This is a genomic window from Allobosea sp. OK403 (genome assembly GCF_900113835.1).
Lineage (GTDB): Bacteria > Pseudomonadota > Alphaproteobacteria > Rhizobiales > Beijerinckiaceae > Allobosea.
In genome coordinates this window covers 60,597-84,082 of record NZ_FOQV01000004.1, presented here as the reverse complement: position 1 = coordinate 84,082, position 23,486 = coordinate 60,597, and the positions used below count along the sequence as shown (strand labels likewise).

At 65.2% G+C, this 23,486-nt stretch carries 19 protein-coding genes; 13 read left to right on the top strand and 6 right to left on the bottom strand.

The genetic code is table 11. The features are described from left to right. Nucleotides 1-22 precede the first annotated feature (22 nt). The 5 genes from BMZ97_RS16470 to BMZ97_RS16450 form a co-directional block, all read right to left on the bottom strand. Nucleotides 23-1,195: an ABC transporter permease gene (locus BMZ97_RS16470; RefSeq protein ID WP_175525596.1), complete on the bottom strand. Its 1,173-nt coding sequence runs from the start codon at nt 1,193-1,195 to the stop codon at nt 23-25. Further along, nucleotides 1,192-2,190 (bottom strand): ABC transporter permease, encoded by a 999-nt coding sequence (locus tag BMZ97_RS16465; RefSeq protein WP_069693309.1) that lies wholly within the window; start codon nt 2,188-2,190, stop codon nt 1,192-1,194. The genes BMZ97_RS16470 and BMZ97_RS16465 overlap by 4 nt, the downstream gene beginning before the upstream one ends. 5 nt (nt 2,191-2,195) lie before the next feature. Next, a complete protein-coding gene (locus tag BMZ97_RS16460; protein WP_092171704.1) occupies nt 2,196-4,154 on the bottom strand; it encodes an ABC transporter substrate-binding protein in 1,959 nt (652 codons plus the stop codon). Beyond that, a complete protein-coding gene (locus tag BMZ97_RS16455) occupies nt 4,154-6,025 on the bottom strand; it encodes an ABC transporter ATP-binding protein (RefSeq protein ID WP_092171702.1) in 1,872 nt (623 codons plus the stop codon). The genes BMZ97_RS16460 and BMZ97_RS16455 overlap by 1 nt, the downstream gene beginning before the upstream one ends. 98 nt (nt 6,026-6,123) lie before the next feature. Next, nucleotides 6,124-7,113, bottom strand: coding sequence for a heparin lyase I family protein (locus BMZ97_RS16450; RefSeq protein WP_244546455.1), 990 nt, complete (start codon nt 7,111-7,113; stop codon nt 6,124-6,126). A 154-nt stretch (nt 7,114-7,267) separates the two neighbouring features. Between BMZ97_RS16450 and BMZ97_RS16445 the strand changes: the two genes are divergently transcribed. The 11 genes from BMZ97_RS16445 to BMZ97_RS16395 all read left to right on the top strand — a co-directional run bounded on the left by BMZ97_RS16445 (nt 7,268) and on the right by BMZ97_RS16395 (nt 20,685). Then, the gene (locus tag BMZ97_RS16445) at nt 7,268-10,000 is read left to right on the top strand and encodes an ABC transporter ATP-binding protein/permease (protein WP_092171699.1); all 2,733 of its coding nucleotides are present in this window, start codon (nt 7,268-7,270) and stop codon (nt 9,998-10,000) included. Further along, complete coding sequence (locus tag BMZ97_RS16440; RefSeq protein ID WP_092171696.1) at nt 9,997-10,446, top strand: cyclic nucleotide-binding domain-containing protein; 450 nt, start codon at nt 9,997-9,999, stop codon at nt 10,444-10,446. The genes BMZ97_RS16445 and BMZ97_RS16440 overlap by 4 nt, the downstream gene beginning before the upstream one ends. Before the next feature lie 16 nt (nt 10,447-10,462). Beyond that, nucleotides 10,463-12,394: an adenylate/guanylate cyclase domain-containing protein gene (locus tag BMZ97_RS16435; RefSeq protein ID WP_092171693.1), complete on the top strand. Its 1,932-nt coding sequence runs from the start codon at nt 10,463-10,465 to the stop codon at nt 12,392-12,394. Between the two features lie 78 nt (nt 12,395-12,472). After that, nucleotides 12,473-13,132 (top strand): hypothetical protein, encoded by a 660-nt coding sequence (locus BMZ97_RS16430; RefSeq protein WP_092171691.1) that lies wholly within the window; start codon nt 12,473-12,475, stop codon nt 13,130-13,132. Continuing rightward, complete coding sequence (locus BMZ97_RS16425; RefSeq protein ID WP_092171688.1) at nt 13,129-14,385, top strand: glycosyltransferase; 1,257 nt, start codon at nt 13,129-13,131, stop codon at nt 14,383-14,385. Before BMZ97_RS16430 ends, BMZ97_RS16425 begins: the two co-directional genes overlap by 4 nt. Then, nucleotides 14,385-15,584, top strand: a complete 1,200-nt coding sequence (locus tag BMZ97_RS16420) for a glycosyltransferase family protein (protein WP_092171685.1) — start codon at nt 14,385-14,387, stop codon at nt 15,582-15,584. The genes BMZ97_RS16425 and BMZ97_RS16420 overlap by 1 nt, the downstream gene beginning before the upstream one ends. A gap of 201 nt (nt 15,585-15,785) precedes the next feature. Further along, on the top strand, nt 15,786-16,769 hold the full coding sequence (cobS, locus tag BMZ97_RS16415) for a cobaltochelatase subunit CobS (RefSeq protein ID WP_092171682.1): 984 nt from the start codon (nt 15,786-15,788) through the stop codon (nt 16,767-16,769). Nucleotides 16,770-16,783: 14 nt separating this feature from the next. Further along, nucleotides 16,784-17,140: a GFA family protein gene (locus BMZ97_RS16410; protein ID WP_092171680.1), complete on the top strand. Its 357-nt coding sequence runs from the start codon at nt 16,784-16,786 to the stop codon at nt 17,138-17,140. Between the two features lie 8 nt (nt 17,141-17,148). Continuing rightward, nucleotides 17,149-17,565, top strand: a complete 417-nt coding sequence (locus BMZ97_RS16405; RefSeq protein WP_139221238.1) for a GNAT family N-acetyltransferase — start codon at nt 17,149-17,151, stop codon at nt 17,563-17,565. Continuing rightward, entirely contained in the window at nt 17,562-19,460 is a 1,899-nt protein-coding gene (gene cobT, locus BMZ97_RS16400; RefSeq protein WP_092171674.1) for a cobaltochelatase subunit CobT, read from the top strand. Before BMZ97_RS16405 ends, cobT begins: the two co-directional genes overlap by 4 nt. Nucleotides 19,461-19,680: 220 nt before the next feature. Next, on the top strand, nt 19,681-20,685 hold the full coding sequence (locus BMZ97_RS16395; protein ID WP_092171671.1) for an esterase-like activity of phytase family protein: 1,005 nt from the start codon (nt 19,681-19,683) through the stop codon (nt 20,683-20,685). 175 nt (nt 20,686-20,860) lie between these two features. Here the strand turns inward: BMZ97_RS16395 and rpmB are convergent, their stop codons facing one another. Beyond that, nucleotides 20,861-21,148, bottom strand: a complete 288-nt coding sequence (gene rpmB, locus BMZ97_RS16390) for a 50S ribosomal protein L28 (protein WP_092171669.1) — start codon at nt 21,146-21,148, stop codon at nt 20,861-20,863. A gap of 276 nt (nt 21,149-21,424) precedes the next feature. Here rpmB and BMZ97_RS16385 point away from each other — a divergent pair, with 276 nt between their 5' ends. Then, a complete protein-coding gene (locus BMZ97_RS16385; RefSeq protein WP_175525595.1) occupies nt 21,425-22,249 on the top strand; it encodes a DUF3108 domain-containing protein in 825 nt (274 codons plus the stop codon). Nucleotides 22,250-22,519: 270 nt separating this feature from the next. After that, the gene (locus tag BMZ97_RS16380) at nt 22,520-23,407 is read left to right on the top strand and encodes an alpha/beta fold hydrolase (protein WP_092171664.1); all 888 of its coding nucleotides are present in this window, start codon (nt 22,520-22,522) and stop codon (nt 23,405-23,407) included. The last annotated feature ends 79 nt before the right edge of the window (nt 23,408-23,486 follow it).

Below are 23,486 nucleotides of genomic sequence, written 5' to 3'. Positions count from 1 at the left end.
GTGCTGCTCTGCGGGCTTGCGCTCAGCGATAGGGATCGGCCGCGTCGCGCAGGCCATCGCCGAGGAAGTTGAAGGCCAGGATGATCAGGATCACCGGGACGACCGGATAGAGCAACCAGGGATACAGCGCCACCACATTGATGTTCTGCGCCTCGTTCAGCATCACGCCCCAGCTGGTGATGGGTGGGCGCAGGCCCAGACCCAGGAAGCTCAGCGCCGTCTCGCCCAGGATCGTCCTGGGAATGGTGATCGTTGCCGAGGCGATGAGATGGCTCATGAAGCCGGGCACGAGATGCAGGCCGATGATGCGGGCGGGCTTGGCGCCCATCAATTGTGCCGCGACGACATAATCCTCCTCGCGCAGCGAAAGCAGTTTTGAGCGCACGGCGCGGGCCAGACCCGTCCAGTCCATCAGGCCGAGGATGACGGTGATGCCGAAATAGACCAGCAGCGGGCTCCAGGAAGGCGGCATGATCGAGGCCAGCGCCAGCCAGAGCGGGATATGCGGCAGCGACTGCACGATCTCGATGATGCGCTGGACGATGAGATCGACCTTGCCGCCGTAATAGCCGGCGATGCCGCCGATGATGACGCCGAGCACGAAGGAGACGAAGACGCCGAGCAGTCCGATCGAAAGCGAGATGCGCCCGCCATAGAGAATGCGCGAGAACATATCGCGGCCGAGCCGGTCCGAGCCGAGCAGGAAGAGCGTGCCGCCTTCCGGAGGGCAGGTCAGATGCAGGCTGCCCGGGATTACTCCCCAGAAATCATAGGCGTCACCCCGGCAGAAGAAGCGCAGCCTCTGCGGGCGGGTGGTGTCGACATCATATTCGCGCTTCAGGTTCTCCATGTTGAGGCGCTGCGTGTAGGGGTAGACGAACGGGCCGATGAGGCTGCCCTGATGGAACAGGTGCACCTCCTGGCGCGGCGCGCGGATGAAGTCGGTGTTGCGCGTCGTGTAGTCGTAAGGCGCGAGGAACTCGCAGATCGCGACCATGGTGTAGATCGTCAGAATGACGACGCCGGAGATCACCGCGAGCTTGTGCTTGCGAAACTTCCACCACATCAACTGCCATTGCGAAGCGAGATAGACCCGCTCCTGCTCGGGCGTCATCTTCTCGACCGCGTAGGGCTCGAAGGGGGCGGTCGAGGCGGTGTGCGGCAGGGGCGCGCCGTCTGCGGGAAGAGCGCTCACTTGGTCGCCGTGCCTTGCAGCCGGATCCGTGGATCGAGGATCGCGAGCGAGATGTCGGAGATCAGCACACCGATCACGGTCAGGAAGGACAGGAACATCAGGAAGGAGCCGGCGAGATACATGTCCTGGCTCTGCAAGGCCCGGATCAGGAGCGGTCCTGTGGTCTGGAGCGAGAGCACGATCGCGACGATCTCGGCGCCCGAGACGATCGAGGGCAGGATGTCGCCGATATCGGAGACGAAGAAGTTGAGCGACATGCGCAGCGGGTATTTGCGTAGCGCCTTGCCCGGCGGCAACCCCTTGGCGCGCGCGGTGACGAAATACTGCTTCTGCAATTCGTCGAGCAGGTTTGCCCTGACGGCGCGGATCATGCCGGCGGTGCCGCCTGCCCCGATGATGATCACCGGAATCCAGAGATGTTCGAGGATCGACCAAAGCTTGGCCCAGCTCATCGGCTGATTGAGATATTGCGGGTCGACGAGCCCGCCGATCGAGGTCCCGAACCAGACATTCGCCGCGTACATGAACACCAGCGCCAGCAGGAAATGCGGGATCGCCAGACCGATCAGCCCCAAGAAGGTCAATCCGTAGTCACCCCAGCTATATTGATGCGTCGCCGAATAGATCCCGATTGGGAAGGCGATCAGCCAGGTGACGATGATGGTGACGAAGGAGACCACCATCGTCAGCATCAGGCGGTCGCCGACGATCTCGCGGACCGGGCGCTGATACTCGAAGGAGTAGCCCATATCGCCCTGGAGAAGGCCGGTGACCCACCAGAAATAGCGTTCGACCGGCGGCTTGTCGAAGCCGTACTCCTTCTTCAGGAACTCGATGCGGCTGAGATCGGCCTTCTCACCCTGTGCCTGCATCTCGGCGGCGAGCGTCTCGAAATAATCGCCTTCGGGCAGGTTGATGACGGTGAAGATCAGCGCGCTGGTGACGAGCAGCGTCGGGATCATCACCAGGATGCGCTTGAGGATGTATTGCAGCAGCATGCTCAGACCTGCGCCTTGCTCGGGTCGAACCAGAAGGTGTCGGGCATATAGCGGCCGAAGAAGGCGCCGGGCTCGAAGCTGTAGAGCCCCTTGTCGGGCACATTGCGCAGGGTCCGCGCGACCACGATCGGCTGCAACGTGCCGTTTATGACGCCGATGGTGAAGAGTTGCTCGGCGTTGATCCTGAGCATGTCGCGCCAGATCTGCCGGCGCTGCTCATGCGTCGCGCTGCGGCGCCAGGCGTGATAGAGCCTGACGAGTTCCTTGACCTCGGGCATGTCGGGTTCCTCGCCCTCGCGGCCGCTGCTCTCCAGGAACTGGCCCCAGCGCGGCCAGTTGAACTGCGAGGCCGATGTGGGCGCCAGCGCATCGGGCTCCATCTCGGGGGCGACCAGGGCGTTATCCATGCCGACCCAGGCGGACATGATGGTCTGGCCTGCCAGGATGCGGCGACGGAAGACGTCGCGCTGCGTCGAGCGCGGATAGATCTTGACCCCGACCGCGACCAGATCCTGCTTGATCAGGTCGAGGATGTCGGTCTCCTCGGTGCTTTCGCCGGAGGTCTCGACGGTGAATTCGAGGCGGCGCCCATCCGGCAGCAGGCGAATGCCTTCGAGATCGCGCTTCACCAGTCCGATCTCGTCGAGCAGACGGTTGGCCAGGGCCTTGTCCTGCTCCATCCATAAACCTGCCGAACTGGCGTCGTAGAGCGGGCTTTCCGGCAACGCAGTGTTGCCGCTCTCCTTGGCGAGGCCGAAGAAGATGACCTTGTTGACGTCCTTGCGGTTGATCGCCACCGAGAGCGCGCGGCGATAGCGGACATCGCGGTTGAGGTCGCGCCAGACCGGGTCGATCGCGTTGAGGTTCGGCATCAATGCGAACCAAGCGCCTTCCGCCCGCTTCCACAGCTTGATGTCGATGTTCATCCGCTTCGAGGCATCCTTGAGGAAGGTGTAGTTGTCGAAGCGGATATAGCGGGCCTGCAGATCGCTTTCGCCAGCGGCGGCCTTGGCCGGGATCAGCGAGTTGGTGCCGATCGTCAGCGTGACCTGGTCGATATAGGGCAGTTGCAAACCGTTCTGGTCGATGCGGTGGAAATAGGCGTTGCGCTGGAAGGTGAACTGCTCGGCTGGCAGCGGCGTGGTGTTGCGCCAGGGATCGAGCGTCGGCAGCTCAGGGTTCTCTGGCCGGTACATCCGCGACATGCGCTCATGCAGCGAACCCCAGTCCTTTATGCGTGCGGTCTTGATGCGCGAGGCGAGCGTGGCCTTGTCGGCATAGCGCTCGTGGAACTGCTTCAGATAGGCCGAGGGCATGTAGATATAGGCCGGCTGTGCGCCTGCGAGCGAAGGCAGGAAGACCGGGTTCGGCGCGTCCCAGCTATAGCGGATCTCGGTCGGCGACAGCACCTCGACGGTCGGCGTCTTGCCGGCCGCGATCAGCGCCTGGGACGGCCCGCCCGGCGAAAGCCGCTTGTTGTTGGCGACATCCTCCCACCAGTAGCGGAAATCCTCGGTGGTGAAGGGCGAGCCGTCCGACCAGCGATGGCCGGCGCGCAGTTTCAGCGTAAAGATGCGCCCATCCTCGACATCGAAACCCGCGAGGATATCGCTGGCGAGCTCGAGATTGTCGTCATAGACGATGAGGCGGGCATAACCGTAGATCGTCATCATGCGGATGTCACGCTGGTCGCCCATCAACATACGCATCGTACCGCCATGGCGGCCGGCTTCGCGTCCGTCTCCGGACACCATGATGATGCGGGGAGAGGTCGGCGCGCGCTGGACGACGGGCGGCAACGTGCCATCCGCGACCTGCTTGGTGAAGAAGGGGCTGTCGACCAGTGTTGGCGGCGTCTGTGGCTGGCCGAGCGCCAGGCGCGGCAGGCCCACTGCTGCGATGGCGGCCGAACCGAGCGCGAGGGACGCCCGACGCGTGGGCTTGCGCGGAAAGCCGTTCATCAGGCCACCTCCCTGACGGATGCGCCGGCCTGCGCGAGAACGAAATGCCCGTCGCCGAGCGGCAGATGCGCCAGCGCCGGGCCGTTCTCTTCCTGCCTGAAGGCAGGTGCCCAATGCGTGGAGTCGGAGGCGCCGCCGGGCGCGACCAGCTTGAAGTTGAGCTTGCGATCGAGATCGGCGAAAGGCACCGATTTGAGCAGCGCCTTGGTGTAGGGATGCACCGGCTTGGTGAACAGCGCGTGGCGCGGGGCGATCTCGACGATACGGCCATTGGCCATCACGGCGATGCGGTCGGCCATGTAGTTCACCACCGCGAGATTGTGCGAGATGAACAGGAAGGTCAGGCCACGCTCGGCCTGCAAATCCTTGAGCAGGTTGAGGATCTGGGCCTGCACGGAGACGTCGAGCGCCGAAACCGGTTCGTCGCAGATGATCAGATCGGGATCGAGCGCGAGCGCGCGAGCGATGCCGATACGCTGGCGCTGGCCGCCGGAAAAGGAATGCGGATAGCGGTTGAGGAAGCGCGGATCGAGACCGACATCTTCCATCAGCGCCCTGACGCGGGCGGTCTGCTCGGCCCCTTCACCACGGTCGTGGACGACCAGCGGCTCGCGCAGGATGTTCATCACGGTCATGCGCGGGGACAGTGACGAGACCGGATCCTGGAAGATCATCTGGACCCTCGGCCGGAAGGCGCGCAGCGCCTCGCCCTGCAGCCCCAGCACATCGGTGCAGGTCCGGCCATCGTCGAAAATGATCTTGCCCTCGTTGGGCGTCACTGCCCGCATGATGATCTTGCTGACGGTGGTCTTGCCGCAGCCGCTTTCGCCGACGAGGCCAAGGCATTCGCCGCGCCTGATGTCGAAGCTCACATCATCGACCGCGACGACGGTCGAGAGCGTGCCCTTGCCGAAGAACTTCCGCGAGCCGGTCGTGTAGGTCTTGCGCAGATTGCTCACGCTGAGCAGCGGGGCCGCATTCTTCGGCGCGGCGGGCCTTGGTGCGACGACGGGGCGGGTCCTTGCCTCGCGCAAGGCGACGAGGCGCTCGCCCTCCTGCATGTCGAAATGCGGCGAGGCCTTGAGCAGGGCCTTGAGATAGGGGTGGCGCGGCCGGCGGAAGATATCCTCGACCGGGCCGCTTTCCATGATCTCGCCATGGTAGATCACCACGACCTCATCGGCCATGTTGGCGACGACGCCGAGATCATGGGTGATCAGCAGGATCGCCATGCCCATCTCGGCCTGGAGATCGCGCATCAGGTCGAGCACCTGAGCCTGGATGGTGACGTCGAGCGCCGTCGTCGGCTCGTCGGCGATGAGCAGGGCCGGCTGGCAGATCAGCGCCATGGCGAGCATGGCGCGCTGGCGCAGGCCGCCCGAAAGCTCGAACGGGTAGAAACCGAAGGCGCGATGCGGGTCCTTGAAGCCGACGCGCTTCAGCATGACCTCGATCAGTTCGCGCGCCTGCGCCTTGGGCGTCGGCCGGTGCAGCTGCAGCGCTTCCTCGATCTGGTTGCCGATGGTGTGCACCGGCGAGAGCGAGGACATCGGCTCCTGGAAGATCATGCCGATGCGCCCGCCGCGCAGCGCCCGGATCTCGCGTCCTTCCGAGGGCAGTCCGGCGATGTCGATCGAGGTGCCGGGCGTCAGCGGATCGCGGAACAGGATCTCGCCGCCCGTGATCGCCCCGGCGCGGGGCAGCAGCCCCATGATCGCCTGCGAGATCACCGATTTGCCGGAACCGGACTCGCCGACGAGCGCGACGGTCTTGCCGGGCGGCACGCGCAGACTGACGCCCTTCACGACATCGCGAGCAAGCCCGTGAATGGTGAAGCCGATGCGTAGATCGCTGACCCGCAGGATATCCATACGTCACTAACGCCGATTGGCTTTCGATGTTGCCTTACGTCCAAGTGCAATCACTAGACGTTGAAAGAGCCGTATTGCCAATGGCTTTCGACACAAGTTCATTCGGCGGGACATTGCCCGGAACGGATGACGTCCGTGCAACGCGGCCCACGCCGGAAATCGTCGAAGGTCAGGCTCCAGTTCTGCGGGTTGGGCGCGCGGTAGGGGCCGAACTTGAAGTACTGGTTCTTGTCGAGACCGGGTCCGCTATGGCCGATATGGCCTTTGACGGTGCCGACGTGCACGCCATTGGCGATGATTTCGACATGCCCATTGCCGGCCGGCCCCGGGCTCGAGCGGAAGACGAAGTCGATCCAGCCCTTCCGGCCGGAAGGCAGATCGGCATGGCGTGTCACCATGATGCCTGGCGCACAGGAATCGAAATACGCCGGGTAGTTCGCGGGCGCCATACCGCTCTCGATCGCGACGAGGGCTCGCGTCTGGTGCGCCGCCTGGCGGTTCACGGCCAGGGCTTCGCCGGGAAGGCAACCATTCGGCCGAGCCGCGCCGCCGATCGGAAACGCCTCGATCATGTCGGTTTCGACGGTGACGCCGAGATGGCCCTCATAGAGCCTGAGCGCCAGAAAGGGTGAGTAGTCGCCCTTGGCTCCGGGAATGATCTCGCGCTTCCACTGGGCCATGACATAACGGCCGTCATCCTGTGGCAGCGGATCGTCCATGAACATGGCAAAGCCGTACCAGACCGTCTGGTTATAACCGGCGAGCACCTCGGGCGTTTCCCAGACCTCGGCGCGTTCGCTGCATCGCCTCTGCAACGGCGGACAGGCAGGCTTGACCGAAAGCGTCAGCGCGCTGTGGCCGGTCATGACGTTGCGGCTCTGGAAGGTGACGCTGCCGTCGCGCTGTTCAGGGTTGTTCTTGTAATACAGGCCGCCTTCAGGCGCGAACCGGCCGGCCTCGAAATCGTCCCTCAGGATGAGTTGAGCCGGGTCGCTGCTGCTATTGGCCAGCGCCGACCGGCCCATGCCGCCAAGCGCGAGCGTGAGGCATAGCAGCCGGCACGCCCGGTCGATCGAACCCAGTCTCATCGAGATCCTCCACGGGTCGTGATCGAAACATGACAGCATTGCCGGGGCAAGCGCTGGCTGCGTGGCCCGCCCGCATTGCACTGCGGCCGAGGCTGACCACATATGGGGGGCAGAAGATGAGAAGACGGGCGCGGCCCGCCGGACAGGATCGCCGTTGGAGACCAACCTCTTCCGTTATGTCTGGCAGAAGAGCCGCGGCGATCAGATCATCGTCCTGCTCATCATCCTCGTCTCGATCGCCTTCTATTGGGCGTCGTTCGATGTGCCCAAGCGCATCGTCAACGATGCAATCCAGGGCGGCGCTTTCAAGAACGGCAAGACCACCGCGACGCTGCTGGAGTTCACGCTGCACATGCCGAGCTGGCTTGGCGGCGCCAGCTACAAGCTGTTCGAGGGCTTCCAGGTCGGCCAGCTTGGGCTGTTGTTCGGGCTGAGCGGATATTTCCTGGCGCTGGTGCTGATCAACGGCGCGTTCAAATACGTCATCAACCTGCGTAAGGGCATTCTCGGCGAGCGCATGCTCAGGCGCATGCGCTACGACCTGTTCAGCCAGCTCATGCGCTTCCCGCCCGAGGAGATCCGCGCGGTCAAGCCCGCTGAGGTCGCCAGCATGATCAAGGACGAGGTCGAGCCGATCGGCGGCTTCGTCGGCGAGGCCTTCATCCAGCCCGTCTTCCTGCTGAGCCAGGCGCTGACGGCGCTGGTCTTCATCATGGCGCAGAGCATGTGGCTCGGCTCGATTGCGCTCGTGATCGTGCTGCTGCAGGCGATCATCATCCCGATCCTGCGCAAGGAGCAGCTCAGGCTCGGCCGCCAGCGCCAGATCGAGTCGCGCCAGCTCGCTGGACGCATCGGCGAGATCGTCGACGCCGGGCCGACGATCCAGGGTCATGGTGCGACGAATTATGTGCAGTCGGACATCGCCGGCCGGCTGGGGAAGCTCTTCGACATCCGCTACGCGCTCTACAAACGCAAATTCGCAGTCAAGTTCCTGAACAACCTCCTGGCCCAGATCACGCCATTCTTCTTCTATGCGGTGGGTGGCTTCTTCGCGCTGCAGGGCAGGCTCGACATCGGCCAGCTCGTGGCCGTCATCGCCGCCTATCGCGACCTGCCGCCCCCGATCAAGGAGCTGATCGACTGGGACCAGCAGCGCAACGACGTCACGATCAAATACGAACAGGTCATCGCCCAGTTCAACACCGACGAGGCGGTCGTGCTGGACGAGGCAGACGGGGTGAAGCCCCTGCCGGAGACGGGGCAGATCCGGCTCGAGGCCGTGCAGATGCTCGATAATCGCGGCCAGCCCTTGCTGTCGCCCTTGACGCTGCGCCTGCAGCGGCCGGGCACGGTCGCGGTCATCGGCCCCCATGGCGGGGCGCGCGAGGTCCTGGGCCGCATCCTTGGGCGTCAGGCCATGGCCTATTCCGGGCGGGTCATGATCGATGCGAACAACCTCGCGCGGATGTCGGTCGAGCGCGCGAGCCACATGATCGGCTATGCCGGCAACGAGGCCGAGATCATCGCCGGCACGCTGCGCGACAACATCCTGCTGCCGCTGAAGCGACGCCGGCCGAGCCTGAGGCCGACCGGCAAGGTCAGCCAGGAGGATCACCGCGTCTTCATGGAGTCGATCCGCTCCGGCAACACGCCGTTCTCCTTCACCGCCGACTGGACCGATTACGAGGGCGCTGGGGTGAGCGATGCCGCCTCGCTTGAGGAGCATATCAAGGATGTGCTCGAGGTGCTGGGCTGCGCCGAGGACGTTTATGAGCTTGGCCTCGACGGCAAGGTGCAGGCCTCTCTGAACGAGAATGCCAAGGAGCAGATCGTCCTGGCGCGGGCCGCCGTTGCGGAAGAGCTCGGCCGCAGCAAGCTCGCCGGGCTGATCGAGACCTTCGACCCGCAGCGCTACAACGCCAATGCGACTGTCGCCGAGAACCTGATCTTCGGCGCGCGGCGGACGCCACGCTTCGCCAACGAGACACTGCTGTTCGAGCCTTATGCCCATGCCATCCTGGCGGCGGAGACGTTGGTCGCGCCGCTGATCGAGGTCGGCTCACGCATCGTGGCGACGGTGGTCGAGATCTTCGAAGGCCTGCCGCAGGGCCACGCTCTGTTCGAGCGCTACTCCTTCAGCGCGGGCTTCGGCATGGAGCGACTGACCGAACTGTCCGCGACCTTGAATAAGCAGGACATGCGCGCGCCGCTCGATTCCGAGACGGAGCGCGATCTGCTTGCGCTCGCGCTCGGCTATATCGAGCCGAAACACCGGCTGAACCTGCTCGACGACCGGCTGCGGCGGCGGATCATGCGGGCCAGGGCGAGCTTCAAGGCTCACCTGCCGGCAGATGCCGTCCATGACGTCGACTTTTACGATCCCGGCAAGGTGATGCTGGGCGCGAGCCTGCGCGACAATCTGATGTTCGGCCGCATCGGCTACGGCATCGCCGATGCGCGTAAGAAGGTCGCGGGAATCGTGCGGGCCGCATTGGCGCGGGCGGGCCTCGATGGCGAGCTCTACCGGATCGGCCTCAACACCGATTGCGGCATTCGCGGGCGCTTCCTGCCCGGGCGTCTCAAGCTTGCGGTGCCTCTGGCGCAGGCCCTGATCAAGGCGCCGCAGATCGCAGTGCTAGATGTTGCGGCACTGGTCGCGACCAGCCCGGAGCCCGAGGCGCTGATCGCCCGGCTGCGCGAACATTGCGCCGGCATGACACTGTTCCTTCTTCTTGGGGATGCTAGTCTTTCAGCGGGGATCTCGCCGCGGATCGTGTTCAGCGGACCGTCTGGCGTGATTGAGGACGATGACCGGGACGGCGAGGACGAAGTCGCGGCAGAGGTGCCGCTGCGTCAAGGCGCCGAACGGCTGGAGGCGCGACCATGACGCTCGAAACCGACATCACATGCCTGCGAAGGCTGCCGCTGTTTCGTTCGCTTCCCGGGCCCCGGCTGAAGCTCGTCGCGCTGATGGGCGAGCGTCTGCATTTCGATGCGGGAGCGCGGATCATTGCCGAAGGAGAGATGCCGGAAGGCGTCTATGTCGTTCTGGAAGGCGAGGTCGAGATTTCGCATGAACGGAGCGACGGGCGCAGCAAGCGCTTCTTGCTGGCCTCGGGCAGCATTATCGGCGACGTGCCGATCCTCTGCGGCCAGTCCTATGTCGGCGAGGTCACCGCCAAGAGCGATGTCAGCACGCTGCGATTGCCGAAGGATCTGTTCTTCGAATTGCTCGAAACGATCCCCGATTTCAGCATAGCCCTGTCGCGCGATCTTGCCGCGCGGCTGTATCGCCTGGCCGATTTCGTGCTGCACAACGAGAAAGTCCATTGATGAGGCGGGTAGCGGCATGAGTTTGCCCTCGACGGCAGGTGCCAACAGGCAAGGCGCGGGTTTCGGAGCAGGCATGGACCAGGTCTCGTCCTGGAGTCGTGACATCCGCTTCGCATCGGGCATGGTGCTGCTCGCTTTCGCGGCGACGCATTTCCTCAACCACGCCTCCGGCATCGCAGGGCTTGAGGTGATGGAGGCCGTGCAGAACTGGCGCTACGGGTTCTGGCATTCCTGGCCGGGTACGGTCGCGCTCTATGCCGCGCTGATCGTGCATCCGCTGTTTGCGCTGCTGCGGGTGGCGCAGCGCCGCACCTTCAAGATGCCGGCGCGTGAAATGCTGCAGATCGGCCTCGGCCTCATGATCCCGCTCTTCCTCGTCGATCATATCGTCGGGACGCGGGTGATGGGCACGTTCTTCAATCTCGACGAGAGCTATCACGCGGTGCTGCGCCGCTTGTGGCCGAACCTGGCGCTTTCGCAAAGCATCCTGCTGCTGCTGGTCTGGACGCATGGCATCATCGGCCTGCATTTTTCGCTGCGCTCGCGCGAGAGCTATCAGCGTTGGCGCGACCCATTCATGCTTGCCGCGATCCTGCTGCCGATTTTGGCGCTGATCGGTTTTGCCGTTGCGGCGCGTGAGGCCGGGCATATGGAATTGCCGCCCGAGACCTATTCGGACGCAGCGGTCGCTATGTTCAACCAGAATGTGACCTGGGCGAAGAGGGCGTTCTATGGCCTCGTCGGCTGCTTCGTCGGCTTCGTCGCAATCCGCGAGATCAGGGTTCGCACCACCCGCCACATCACCGTGCGCTTCGTCGGTCATGGGGTGCGCAAGCTCACGCCGGGGCTGACCGTGCTGGAGATGTTCCGGCGCTTCGGCATCCCGCATGCGGCGCTCTGCGGCGGCAGGGCGCGCTGCGCGACCTGCCGTGTGCTGGTGCTCGACGGTGGCGACAAGCTGCCGCCGCCCGGACCGAACGAGGCCAGGCTGCTGCGCCGAATTGCTGCGCCGGATCGTGTCCGCCTGGCTTGCCAGATCAGGCCGAAGGATGATCTGCAGGTCCAGATCCTGCTGGCCTCGCGGCTGGGCGCTGCCGCGCGCGCGACCGAGCCCGAGGCGACGGCCGGCAAGCGCGGGCTGACCGTAGTCGTGGCTGATCTGCGCGCCTTCTCGGCCTTGTCGGAGCGGCAATTGCCGCAGGAGTTGATCGGTCTGCTCAACCGCTTCTTTGACGAGATGGCGCAGGCCATCGCCGCTCATGGCGGGCGGATCGATGCCTTTTATGGCGATGGCTTCATGGCGGTGTTCGGGTTGGAGGGCACGCCAGCGCGTGCCGCCCAGGCCGCGATCAGCGCGGCCGGGGACATCGTGCGCGCCGTCGAGGCGCTGAATCGCGAATTCGGAGCGGCGTTGCCCTTACCGCTACGGATCGGCATCGGCATCCATACCGGCCAGGCCATCATCGGCGCCGTCGAGAGTGAGAGCCTCGGCCGGCGCGAGATCACGGTCGGCGAGACGGTGATGATCGCAAGCCAGCTCGAATCGGCGACGCGGCGCGTGCTGTCCGATCTCGTCGTGTCGGAAGAGACGATCCGCGTCACTGGCCGGGGCTATCGCGGCACGACACCGTTGAAGATCTCGATCAAGGGCCGCGAGAAGCCGCTGACCGCCTATGGCTTCGCCAGCGTTCCGGAACTGGCCGAACGCGACGGCGATGATCAGGAGGCGGCTCCCGCCATCGAGACAGATTCGACAGGATTGCAGGAGTCGGCCGCTGCCCCCGATGCATCGGCCATGGAGGCCGCCAGCGAGCACGAGCCCTTGTCCGGGGCGGGTACACTGCAGGAGGAAGCCGCGCCCGCGCCGCAGCCCCCCGTGAAGCGAGGTCGCCGGTCCAAGGCCGGCACATCGACCGCAGCGGAGAACACCAAGAAGTCACCGATCTGAGCTCGCGGGGGCGGCTGGCCTTTGCGCCCGGGCTTGCCTATGGTCCCGCCGATTTTGGCTCGCTTTGACAGAGACGGCATGACCCAGGAGCCCTCGGAGGCCTTTCACGACATCCTGCGCGGTGTCGCGGCGCTGACGCGCAATCCCGTGGCCGCCGACATCGCGCGGCTCTATGGCAAGGGCGCGCCGGCTGATCTCTCGATCGCCGTCAACCACAAGCAGATCGCCTCGAAGCAATGGCTGGTCGAGACGCTGGCCGAGACCTTGCCGCGTCCCGACGGCCCCGTCTGGGTGCTTGGCGCCTGGTATGGCGTGCTCGGTGCGCTGCTGCTGGAAGAGCCGCGGTTGGCGATCAGCGAGGTTGTGAGCCTCGATATCGATCCGGGCTGCGCCACTGTCGCCGAGACGCTGAATCATCGCCATGTCGCGGCCAAGCGTTTTCGCGCAATCACCGCCGACATGACCGACCTCGATTTCGCGACGCAAGAGAAGCGGCCCGGCCTCGTCATCAATACGAGTTGCGAGCATCTCGACGATGTGCCGGCCTGGCTGGCGACCTTGCCGGCAGGCATGCCCCTGCTGCTGCAATCGAACGATTATTTTCGCGAGCCCGATCACCGCAGCTGCGTCGCTTCGCTCGATGCGTTCCGGGAGCAGGCGAACCTATCCGAGACTTGGTTCGCTGGCGCGCTGCCGACGAAGAACTATACGCGCTTCATGCTGATCGGCGCGCGATGAGCACCGCGCCCGAGCCGGTCGTCGCGATCGCGATGAAGGGCTATCCGCGCCTGTCGGAAACCTTCATCGCCCAGGAGTTGCTCGGGCTGCAGCAGCGTGGCCTGCCTTTCGCGATCTGGTCGTTGCGTCATCCGACCGATGCCGATCGCCATCTGATGCACAAGCAGATCACGGCGCCGGTGACTTATCTGCCGGAATATCTGCATGACGATCCCCACCGCGTTTTGCGCGGCGCCTTGAGCGCGCTGCGACGGCTGGGGGTGCTCAGGCTCGCCGCGGTCTTCCTGCGCGACCTTGCTCGCGATCCGACGCGCAACCGCCTGCGCCGGCTCGGCCAGGCCTGTGTGATGGCGCATGAATTGCCGATGAGCGTCCGCCATCTGCATGTCCATTATCTGCACACGCCGGCTTCTGTGATCCGTTATGTGGCGTTGCTGCGCCGGCTGAGCTGGTCGTTCTCGGCCCATGCCAAGGATATCTGGACGACGCCGGACTGGGAGAAGCGCGAGAAGATCGCGGCTGCGGCCTGGGGCGTGACCTGCACGCGCGATGGCCATGCCGAGCTTGCGCGCCTCGGCGACCGGGCCGACAAGGTCGCGCTGGTCTATCACGGGCTCGACCTTGCCCGCTTTCCGAGCCCGCCTTTACGCCCGCTGCGCGATGGCAGCGACCCGGCCGATCCGGTGCGCTTCGTCACCATTGGCCGTGCGGTCGAGAAGAAGGGCTTCGACGATCTGCTGGCGGCGCTGGCGCGTTTGCCGGCCACGCTGCATTGGCGTTTGACCCATATCGGCGGCGGCGAGAAACTGAAGGGGCTGAAAATACTGGCCGAGGTGCTCGGGTTGTCGGAGCGCGTCATCTGGGCCGGGCCGCAGGCGCAAGCTGCGGTCGTCGCGTCCTTGCGCGAGGCTGATCTCTTCGTGCTGCCGTCAAAGCAGGCCGACAATGGCGACCGCGACGGCTTGCCTAATGTCGTGATGGAAGCGGCGAGCCAGGCGCTGCCGATCGTCGCGACGGATTTCGCCGGCATTCCCGAATTCGTCAGCGATGGTGTCGAGGGTCTGCTGGTTGCGCCGGGCGACGTCGCTGCGCTGGCACAGGCCATGGCTGAGCTTGCGATGGCACCGGAACGGCGTGCGGCGCTGGGCGCTGCGGCGCATGCAAGGCTGACCCAGGATTTTTCGGCTGCAGCCGGGCTCGACCGCATTCATCAGAAGCTGCTGAGTACGCTTCGATCAGGCGGGCGCGGTTGATGCCACGCATCCTGATCGCCGTGACGCATCTCCTGGGCAGCGGCCATCTCGTGCGGGCGCGGCATCTGGCGCGGGCGCTGGCAGGGGCTGGGCATGAGGTGACGCTGGCGAGCGGCGGCATGACTTTGGCAGCGCGACAAGGCGAGCCCTTCGCTTTCGTGCAGCTTCCTCCGGTCAAGGTCGAGGGCGTCGATTTCCGCAATCTGCTCGACGAGGCCGGGCAGCCGATCGATTCGGAACGTCGCGCGATGCGGCAAGCGATGCTGAGCGGTCTCGCAATGTCGCTGCGGCCCGATGTCGTCGTCACCGAGCATTTCCCGTTCGGGCGGCGCCAACTCGCCAGCGAGTTCATGGGGTTGATTGCCGCTGCAAAGGCGGCGAATCCGCAGGTTCTGGTGCTGTCCTCTATCCGTGACGTGCTGGTCGCCCCGCGCGCCGACCGGGTCGCCGAAGCGGAGCGGCGCATCGCCAGCGATTTCGATGGCGTGCTGGTGCATGGCGATGCCGCCTTCCTGCCGCTGGAGGCGTCCTGGCCGGCCTCGCCGGAATTGGTTGGACGGCTGCATTACACGGGTTATCTGGCTGAGCCGTCATTGCGAGCGGAGCGAAGCAATCCAGCGTCTTGCTCTGCGCCTCCTGGATTGCTTCGCTGCGCTCGCAATGACGAGGAGGCGGAAATCATCGTCTCCGGCGGCGGCTCGGCGGCTGCGCTGCCGCTGTTTGAGCTCTGCGTCGCTGCCGCCGGCTTGCTTGGCCCGGCACGAGGCTGGCGCATCCTCGTCGGGCGAGGCGTATCCGAGGCAGCGTTCGACCGCCTGCGGGATTCAGCGCCCGCTCATGTGACCGTGGAATGGGCGCGGCCGGATTTTCCGGCGCTGCTTGCGGGTTGTGCGTTGTCGATCAGCCAGGCTGGCTACAATACGGTGCTTGATCTCGTGGCGGCTGGCCGGCCGGCGATCGTCGTGCCGTTCGACGCCGGCAACGAGACCGAGCAGGCGATACGAGCGGAGGCGATGGAACGGGCGGGGCTGGCGCGTTGCCTGCGCCTTGATGATGAAGCGCCGCTCACGCCGGGGCTCATGGCGCAGGCTGTCGAATCCGCATTGCGAAACGCCCCCGCGCCAGGCGTGACGATCGACCGCAGCGGAGGGGAAGCGGTTTGCGGCATCTTGGCGCGGCTTCTCGATAAGCGGCGCTAGCCCGTTTCTTCGTATGGGTGGACCCTTCTGGCACGTCCATTGCGAATCCGACATGTCTGCCGGGAATTCCCGCCCCGGCGGTTTGCGAATTGCCGCTGCCGGTCTTTCGCTTTAGTTAGACAGCGTACGCCTCCCTTTTCGGTCGGCTCTTGGGACAACCGGTCCTCTCCCGGACCTGTCCCATGCCCGGAGACAAGCCAGATGACGATGACGACCGCCCAAGGCCTTCCCGACATGAAGTTGTCGGTGCGTCAGACCTTCGGGATTGATTCAGACCTCGAAGTGCCGGCCTATTCCAAGGTGGAGGCGCATGTTCCCGATTTCGATCCGGATTACCGCTTCGACCGCGACACCACGATCGCGATCCTGGCCGGCTTTGCGCATAACCGCCGCGTGATGATCTCGGGCTATCACGGCACCGGCAAATCGACCCATATCGAGCAGGTTGCCGCTCGCCTGAACTGGCCCTGCGTGCGCGTCAACCTCGACAGCCACGTCTCCCGGCTCGATCTCGTCGGCAAGGACGCGATCGTGCTGAAGGAAGGCAAGCAGATCACCGAGTTCCAGGACGGCATCCTGCCCTGGGCCCTGCAGAACAACATCGCGCTGGTCTTCGACGAATATGACGCCGGCCGCCCCGATGTGATGTTCGTGATCCAGCGCGTGCTCGAGCAGTCCGGCAAGCTGACGCTGCTCGATCAGAAGCGCGTCATCCGCCCGCATCCCTGCTTCCGCCTCTTCGCCACCGCCAATACGGTCGGCCTCGGCGACACGTCGGGCCTCTATCACGGCACGCAGCAGATCAACCAGGGCCAGATGGACCGCTGGTCGATCGTGACCACGCTGAACTACCTGCCCCATGACAACGAAGTCGCGATCGTGCTCGCCAAATCGAAGCACTATCAGGCCTCGCCGGAGGGCAAGGACATCGTCAACAAGATGGTCCGCGTCGCCGATCTCACCCGCAACGCTTTCATGAACGGCGATCTCTCGACCGTGATGAGCCCGCGTACCGTGATCACCTGGGCCGAGAACGCCGCGATCTTCGGCGATGTCGGCTTCGCCTTCCGGGTGACGTTCCTGAACAAATGCGACGAGATGGAGCGCACGCTGGTGGCCGAGTTCTTCCAGCGCTCCTTCGGCAAGGAGCTGCCGGAGAGCGCGGTGAACGTGGTCCTCAGCTAAAAGGACGACATGAGATGGCGAGCGCACGCTACGACGGCGGTTGCCATTGCGGCCGTGTCGCCTTCACGGTCGAGACCGATCTCGACCGGACGATCACCTGTAACTGCTCCTATTGTCAGAAGCGGGGCTCGGTGTTGGCTTTCTCGCCTGCGGGGGCCTTCAGCCTCGGCAAGGGCGAGGATGCGCTGACCGAGTACCGCTTCAACACGGGCAAGATCCAGCATCTGTTCTGCGAGACCTGCGGTGTCGAATCCTTCGCGCGTGGCGCCTTGCCGGACGGAACACAGACGGTGGCGGTCAATGTGCGCTGCTTGAGCGGCGTTGAGCCGGCCGAGCTGCAGCCGACATTGTATGATGGGCGTTCGCGCTAGGAGTGAAGATGGTCGCGATCGTCGTCGAACCGGACCAGGACGAGACGCGCACCGCGGTTCTGCGCGGCCTGTCCGCTTTTAACGAGGCGAAGATCGGCCCGCGTAATACGAAGCCGCTTGCGATCAGCCTGCGCGACGAGAGCGGGGCGATTGTCGGCGGGCTCATCGGCGAGCTGAAATGGGAGTGGCTTCATGTCGACCTGCTCTGGGTCGATGGGAGCCGTCGCGGCGCCGGCTTTGGTGAGGCGCTGGTGGCGCAAGCTGAACAGACCGCGCGGGACCATGGCGCGCGCGGCGTCTATCTGAGCACGATGAGCCTTCAGGCGCCGGATTTCTATCCTCGGCTGGGCTATCGCGAATGCGGCCGGATGGAGGACTATCCGGTAGCCGGTCATCGCATTCATCACTTCACGAAGGCGCTATGAGCATCTCCAATCGCAAGCCCGGCCAGACCAAGGAAGCGCCAGCGGAGCCGCTGAAGCGCGCGATTTCGGGCGCGATGAAGGCGATCGCGCGCAGGCCCGAGATGGAGATCGTCTTCGCGGCCGACAAACCCTCGCTCGTCGGCGAGCGCGCCCGCCTGCCCGAGCCGCCGCGCAAGCTCACCGCCCAGGATGTCGCGATCCTGCGCGGCCATGCCGATTCGATGGCGCTGAGGCTCGCCTGTCATGACGCGACCGTGCATCGCCGCGCCGCGCCCGAGGGCGATGCGGCGCGCGCCGTGTTCGATGCCGTCGAGCAGTCGCGCGTCGAATGCGTCGGTTCGCGCCGGATGAGCGGCATGGCCGGCAACATCACCGCCATGCTGGAGGACCGCTACCATCGCGGCGGGCGCTATGAGGAGATCACCGACCGCGCCGACGCGCCGCTGGAGGATGCGCTCGCCTTGATGGTGCGTGAGCGCCTGACGGGGCTGAAGCCGCCCAAGGCTGCCGAGAAGCTGGTCGATCTCTGGCGCGAGCAGATCGAGGCCAAGGCCGGGGCCGATCTCGACCGTCTGGCGAAATCCGTCGAGGATCAGCGCGCCTTCGCCCGCACCGTGCGCGACATGCTGGCCTCGCTCGACATGGCCGAGCAGACCAGCCAGGGCCAGGACGACGAGCAGGACGAGGACAATCAGGACCAGTCCTCCGACGAACAGCAGCAGCAAGACGGCGAGGCCGAGCAGGAGAGCCAGGGCGAGCGTTCCGAGGTCGAGGTCAGCGACGACGCGACCGAGGAACTGCAGGAGGGCGCCTCGGAGGCGACCGACGCGCCGGCCGGCGACTGGGAGGACGAGGACGAGAATTCCGAGTCCGAGGAAGCCGGCGAGGCGCCGCGTCCGCGCGAGGGCAAGCCGAACGATCGCCCGGTGACGGACTACAAGGCCTATACGCAGAAATTCGACGAGGTCGTCACGGCCGAGGAGCTCTGCGACGCCGAGGAGCTGACGCGGCTGCGTGCCTATCTCGACAAGCAGCTCGCGCATCTCCAGGGCGTGGTCGCGCGCCTCGCGAACCGGCTCCAGCGCCGGCTGATGGCGCAGCAGAACCGCTCCTGGCAGTTCGACCTGGAGGAAGGCGCGCTCGACCCCGCCCGCCTGCCACGCATCATCATCGATCCCTACCAGCCGCTCTCCTTCCGGCAGGAATCGGACGTGAATTTCCGCGATACGGTGGTGACGCTGCTGATCGACAATTCCGGCTCGATGCGCGGCCGACCGATCACGGTCGCGGCGACCTGCGCCGATATCCTGGCGCGCACGCTGGAGCGCTGTGGCGTCAAGGTCGAGCTTTTGGGCTTCACCACGCGGGCCTGGAAAGGCGGGCTTTCGCGCGAAGCCTGGCTGCAATCGGGCAAGCCGGCGGCTCCCGGCCGCCTCAACGACCTGCGCCACATCATCTACAAGGCGGCGGATGCGCCCTGGCGGCGGGCGCGCAAGAATCTCGGGCTGATGATGCGCGAGGGCCTGCTCAAGGAGAATATCGACGGCGAGGCGCTGGACTGGGCGCATAAGCGCCTGCTGGCGCGGCCCGAGCAGCGCAAGATCCTGATGGTGATCTCGGATGGCGCGCCGGTCGACGACTCCACGCTTTCGGTCAATGCCGGCAATTATCTCGAGCGGCATCTGCGCCATGTCATCGCCGAGATCGAGACGCGTTCGCCCGTCGAGCTGATCGCCATCGGCATCGGCCATGACGTCACGCGCTATTACCGCCGCGCCGTCACCATCGTCGATGCCGAGGAGCTCGGCGGCGTCATGACCGAGAAGCTGGCGGAGCTCTTCGAGGAGGATGCCGGACTCTCGACCAAGTCACGCGGGTCGCGGCGGCTGCAGTGAGGATCACCCGCAACGTCTGCGAGGCAGGCGCGGGGAACCCTCTCCCGAAGGGAGAGGGCAGGGTGAGGGGTCGGCCGTTTGACGCCTTGGCCGCGACCCCACCGCTGCGGCACTGTGACGTCGGCACTACACTGGTCCAGGGGCCTACACCTCACCCCTGCCCCTCTCCTTACAGGAGAGGGGTTCCCCGCGCCTTTTCAGGATACGGCGGCAACGGCCTATGCGTCTGACGCGCCGTCGCGCCTTGGCTGGACTCGCCGCACTCGGCCTGGCTCCGCCCGCGCTCGCCCAATCCTCCGAACAGACCCGCATTCCGATCATGATCTCGGCGCGCCCGATCAAGGCGTTCGAGCCTCGCAGCCCCGAGAAGGCACGTTTCGGCCAGTTGAACTTCCGCGGCGGGCTCGTCCTGAGCGGAAATCATCCGCGCTTCGGCGGCTTTTCCGGGCTATGGCGTTCTCCCGACGGGACCGAGCTCGTCTCCATCACGGATAATGGCTTTTGGCTGATGGCGAAGCCGCGCTCGCAAGGCGGCCGTATCGTTGCGCTCGATGCGGCGGAGCTCGCGCCTATCCTGGGAGCTTCGGGCAAGCCGCTGCATCGCTCGCGCTATTTCGATACGGAGAGCCTGACGATCGCGGATGGCGTCGCCTATATCGGCGTCGAGCGGACGCAGGACATCCTGCGCTTCGACTGGGCGAAAGAAGGCGTCGCTGCGCGCGCCCGCATCGTACCGGTGCCGCGCGAGGTCAAGCGCCTGCCGAGCAATCGCGGGCTGGAGGCGATCGGCATCGCGCCAACCGGCCATCCGCTTGCGGGCGCGCTTGTCGCCATCGCCGAGCGCTCGGGTGGTGAGAATGAACCGACGCTCGGCATCATCCTCGGCGGCCGGCAGCCGGGCCTGTTCCAGCTCGTGCGCCATGACGGCTTCGACATCACCGATCTCGCCTTCCTGCCCGGCGGCGACATGCTGGTGCTGGAGCGCTGGTATCGGCCGCTGCGCGGCGTCGGCATGCGCATCCGCCGGATCGCGGGGGCAGGCATCAAGTCGGGCGCCGTGCTCGACGGCCCCTATCTGATCGAGGCCGATCTCGGCCAGGAGATCGATAATATGGAGGGCTTGTCCGTCCATCTGGAGCAGGGCAAGACGATCCTGACCCTGATCTCGGACGATAATTTCTCGTTCCTGCAGCGGACGATCCTGCTGGAATTCGAGCTGGTCTGAGGTGCGCTGCCCGAAAGTGGCCACAGCCGTCATTGCGAGCGGAGCGAAGCAATCCAGCATCGCAGAGCGCTACGGCCCCTGGATTGCTTCGCTCCGCTCGCAATGACGATGAGCCTAGCCCAAACGAAAAAAGCGGCCTCGCGGCCGCTTCATTCATGCCGAAAAGAAAGTCCGCTCAGGCGGTGGCGAGCTTCTTCTCGATGTCGCGCTTCAGGGTCAGGGCGCCAGCCGAAAGGTCGGAGGCCGGAGCCTTGACCAGGAAGGCGTCGAGGCCGCCGCGATGGTCGACCGTGCGCAGGGCATTGGCCGAGACGCGCAGACGAACCGAACGGCCCAGCGCATCCGACTGCAGCGTGACCTGCACGAGGTTGGGACGGAAAACCGTCTTGGTCTTGCGGTTCGAGTGGCTGACGAGGTGCCCGGTCAGGGTACCTTTCCCGGTCAGTTCGCAACGGCGGGCCATGTCATCGTTCCTTGCTGCAACCGGTTCGCTCAAACAAAAATGCCGACACGCGACGTGCCGGACATGAGCACCGGAAGTCAAATTGAAGTCGCGGTTCCATAGCCAAGGCAGGCGGCCGCGTCAAGGAGAACTCGCCGATATCGGCGCGTTGCGGCCGACGGCGACGGGAGAGAGAGGTCGGACTGGCGCGCGGCTCGCCAAATGCCGCGAAACAGGTCACGATTCAGACCGATTCGCAGTGCATTGCAAACCATACCCCAAGCTCGGAGGAAACGGATGAAACCCGCCATCGCGCCGTCCCTGGCCGGGTTGTCCCTTGTCGCGATGCTGGTGGCCGCCGGCCTGCCGGCGCAGGCAGCTTCGCTCGACGCGAAATACCAGGTCTCGCTGCTGGGACTGACGCTTGGCACGGCAAATCTCAGCGGTGGCGTCGATTCCAGTGGCTACAAGCTCGATATCGTGGCGAAGCTGACCGGATTGGTCGGTGGCTTCACCGGCGGGCGCGGCTCGGGCGCTGCGACCGGCAATATCAATGGCGGCAAGCCGATGCCGGCGACCTTCGCGATCAGCTCCGCCAGCTCCAGCGAGAGCCGGACTGTGCGCATGGCGCTCGGTGGCGGCAATGTCCAAGCGATCGAGATCGTTCCGCCGATCGACTTCAAGCCGGACCGCGTCCCCCTGACCGACGGCCACAAGCGCAATATCCTGGATCCGCTCAGTGCCTTCCTGATGCCTGTCGATGGCAAGGGCGGCAGCGCGAGCGCCTGCAACCGCACGCTGCCGATCTTCGACGGGGCGGCCCGCTATGACATCAAGATGAGCTATGCCGGCTCCCGCGAGGTCAAGCTGGACGGTTATGGTGGCCCGGTCGCGATCTGCCAGGTGCGCTATGTGCCGATCGCCGGCCACAGGGCGCTGCGGCCCAGCACCAAGTTCATGGCCGAGAACAAGGACATCAGCGTCTGGCTCGCACCGGTGGCGGGGACGAATGTGATGGTCCCGGTGCGCATTTCGGTGAAGACGATGATCGGCACCGCCGTGGTCGAAGCCTCGAGCTTCAGGGTCGATCCGGGTGTGACGGCGAGCACCGCCGGAGATTGAGGCTAGAGCAGGATGCGAAAAAGTGGGAACCGGTTTTTCGCGCCGATCCTGCTCTAACTTCTTGATGAGAGACGGATTCAGATTTCAGATGGGATCACTTTGTGATGCCATCTGAAATCATCCGGCTCTCGGCGCGCTGCGTTCGAGCGAACGCGCTCCGGCCGCGCCTGTGGAGAACCGACGCCGCAAGGGCGTCATGCTCCGCAGCCGATTGCGGCGGCGACGAAGCCGGCGCTACTTTGAGGTTACTGCCTGGGCCAGAAAGACGCCATGACCAGCGATTTCACCGCTCCGCCGGGTCTGCGCCATCGCCAGATCGTCGTTCGCGACACCACGCTGCATGTCGCCGAGATCGGCGATGGCCCGCCTGTCCTGCTGCTGCATGGCTGGCCGGAGTTCTGGGCGACCTGGCTGCCGCTGATCAATCGTCTGCATGGCGAGTTCCGATTGATCGCGCCCGATCTGCGCGGTTTTGGCGACAGCGCCAAGACGGCGGGGCCCCGCAGCGATGTCGGCGCCAATTGCCATGCCGACGATATGGCGGCGCTGCTGCATGCGCTGGATCTCGATTCGGTCGGCGTCGTCGGCCATGATGTCGGAGCCTATGCGGCACAGGCACTGGCGCGCCGGCATCCGCAAGCGGTCGAGCGATTGCTGTTCTTCAATTGCCCCACAGCGAGCGTCGGTGGGCGTTGGGTCCATGACGGGCATGTCAACGAGGTCTGGTACCAGGCGTTCCAGCAGCTTGGTCTGGCCGAGGCGCTGGTGGGGTTGAGCCGCGAGGCCTGCTCGCTCTATCTCGGGCATTTCCTGACGCATTGGTGCCACCGCAAGGACGCCTTCGAGCCGGCCTTTGAGCTCTGGGTCGATAATTTCATGAAGCCGGGCAATCTGCGCGGCGGGTTCGACTGGTATCGCAGCCAGAACGCGCTGCGGCTGGCGGCGATCGACGGCCACGCACCGCCATCCGTGCGGATCCACCAGCCGACGCGGGTGCATTGGGGCCGGCATGATCCGATCCTGAAATCGGAATGGGCGGCTTTCGTGCCGGAGCATTTCGACGAGGCCAAGGTCACGTTCTGCGAGAGCGCCGGGCATTTTGTGCATGTCGAGGCGGCGGACGAGGCGGCCGAGGTGTTCGTCGACGTCTTCGGCTGATCACGACAAGCCGAATGCGATGGCGATCTTGACCATCGTTATGGCGCGCCCTCTCGTTTCGGCGCGGGAAAGACTTAAA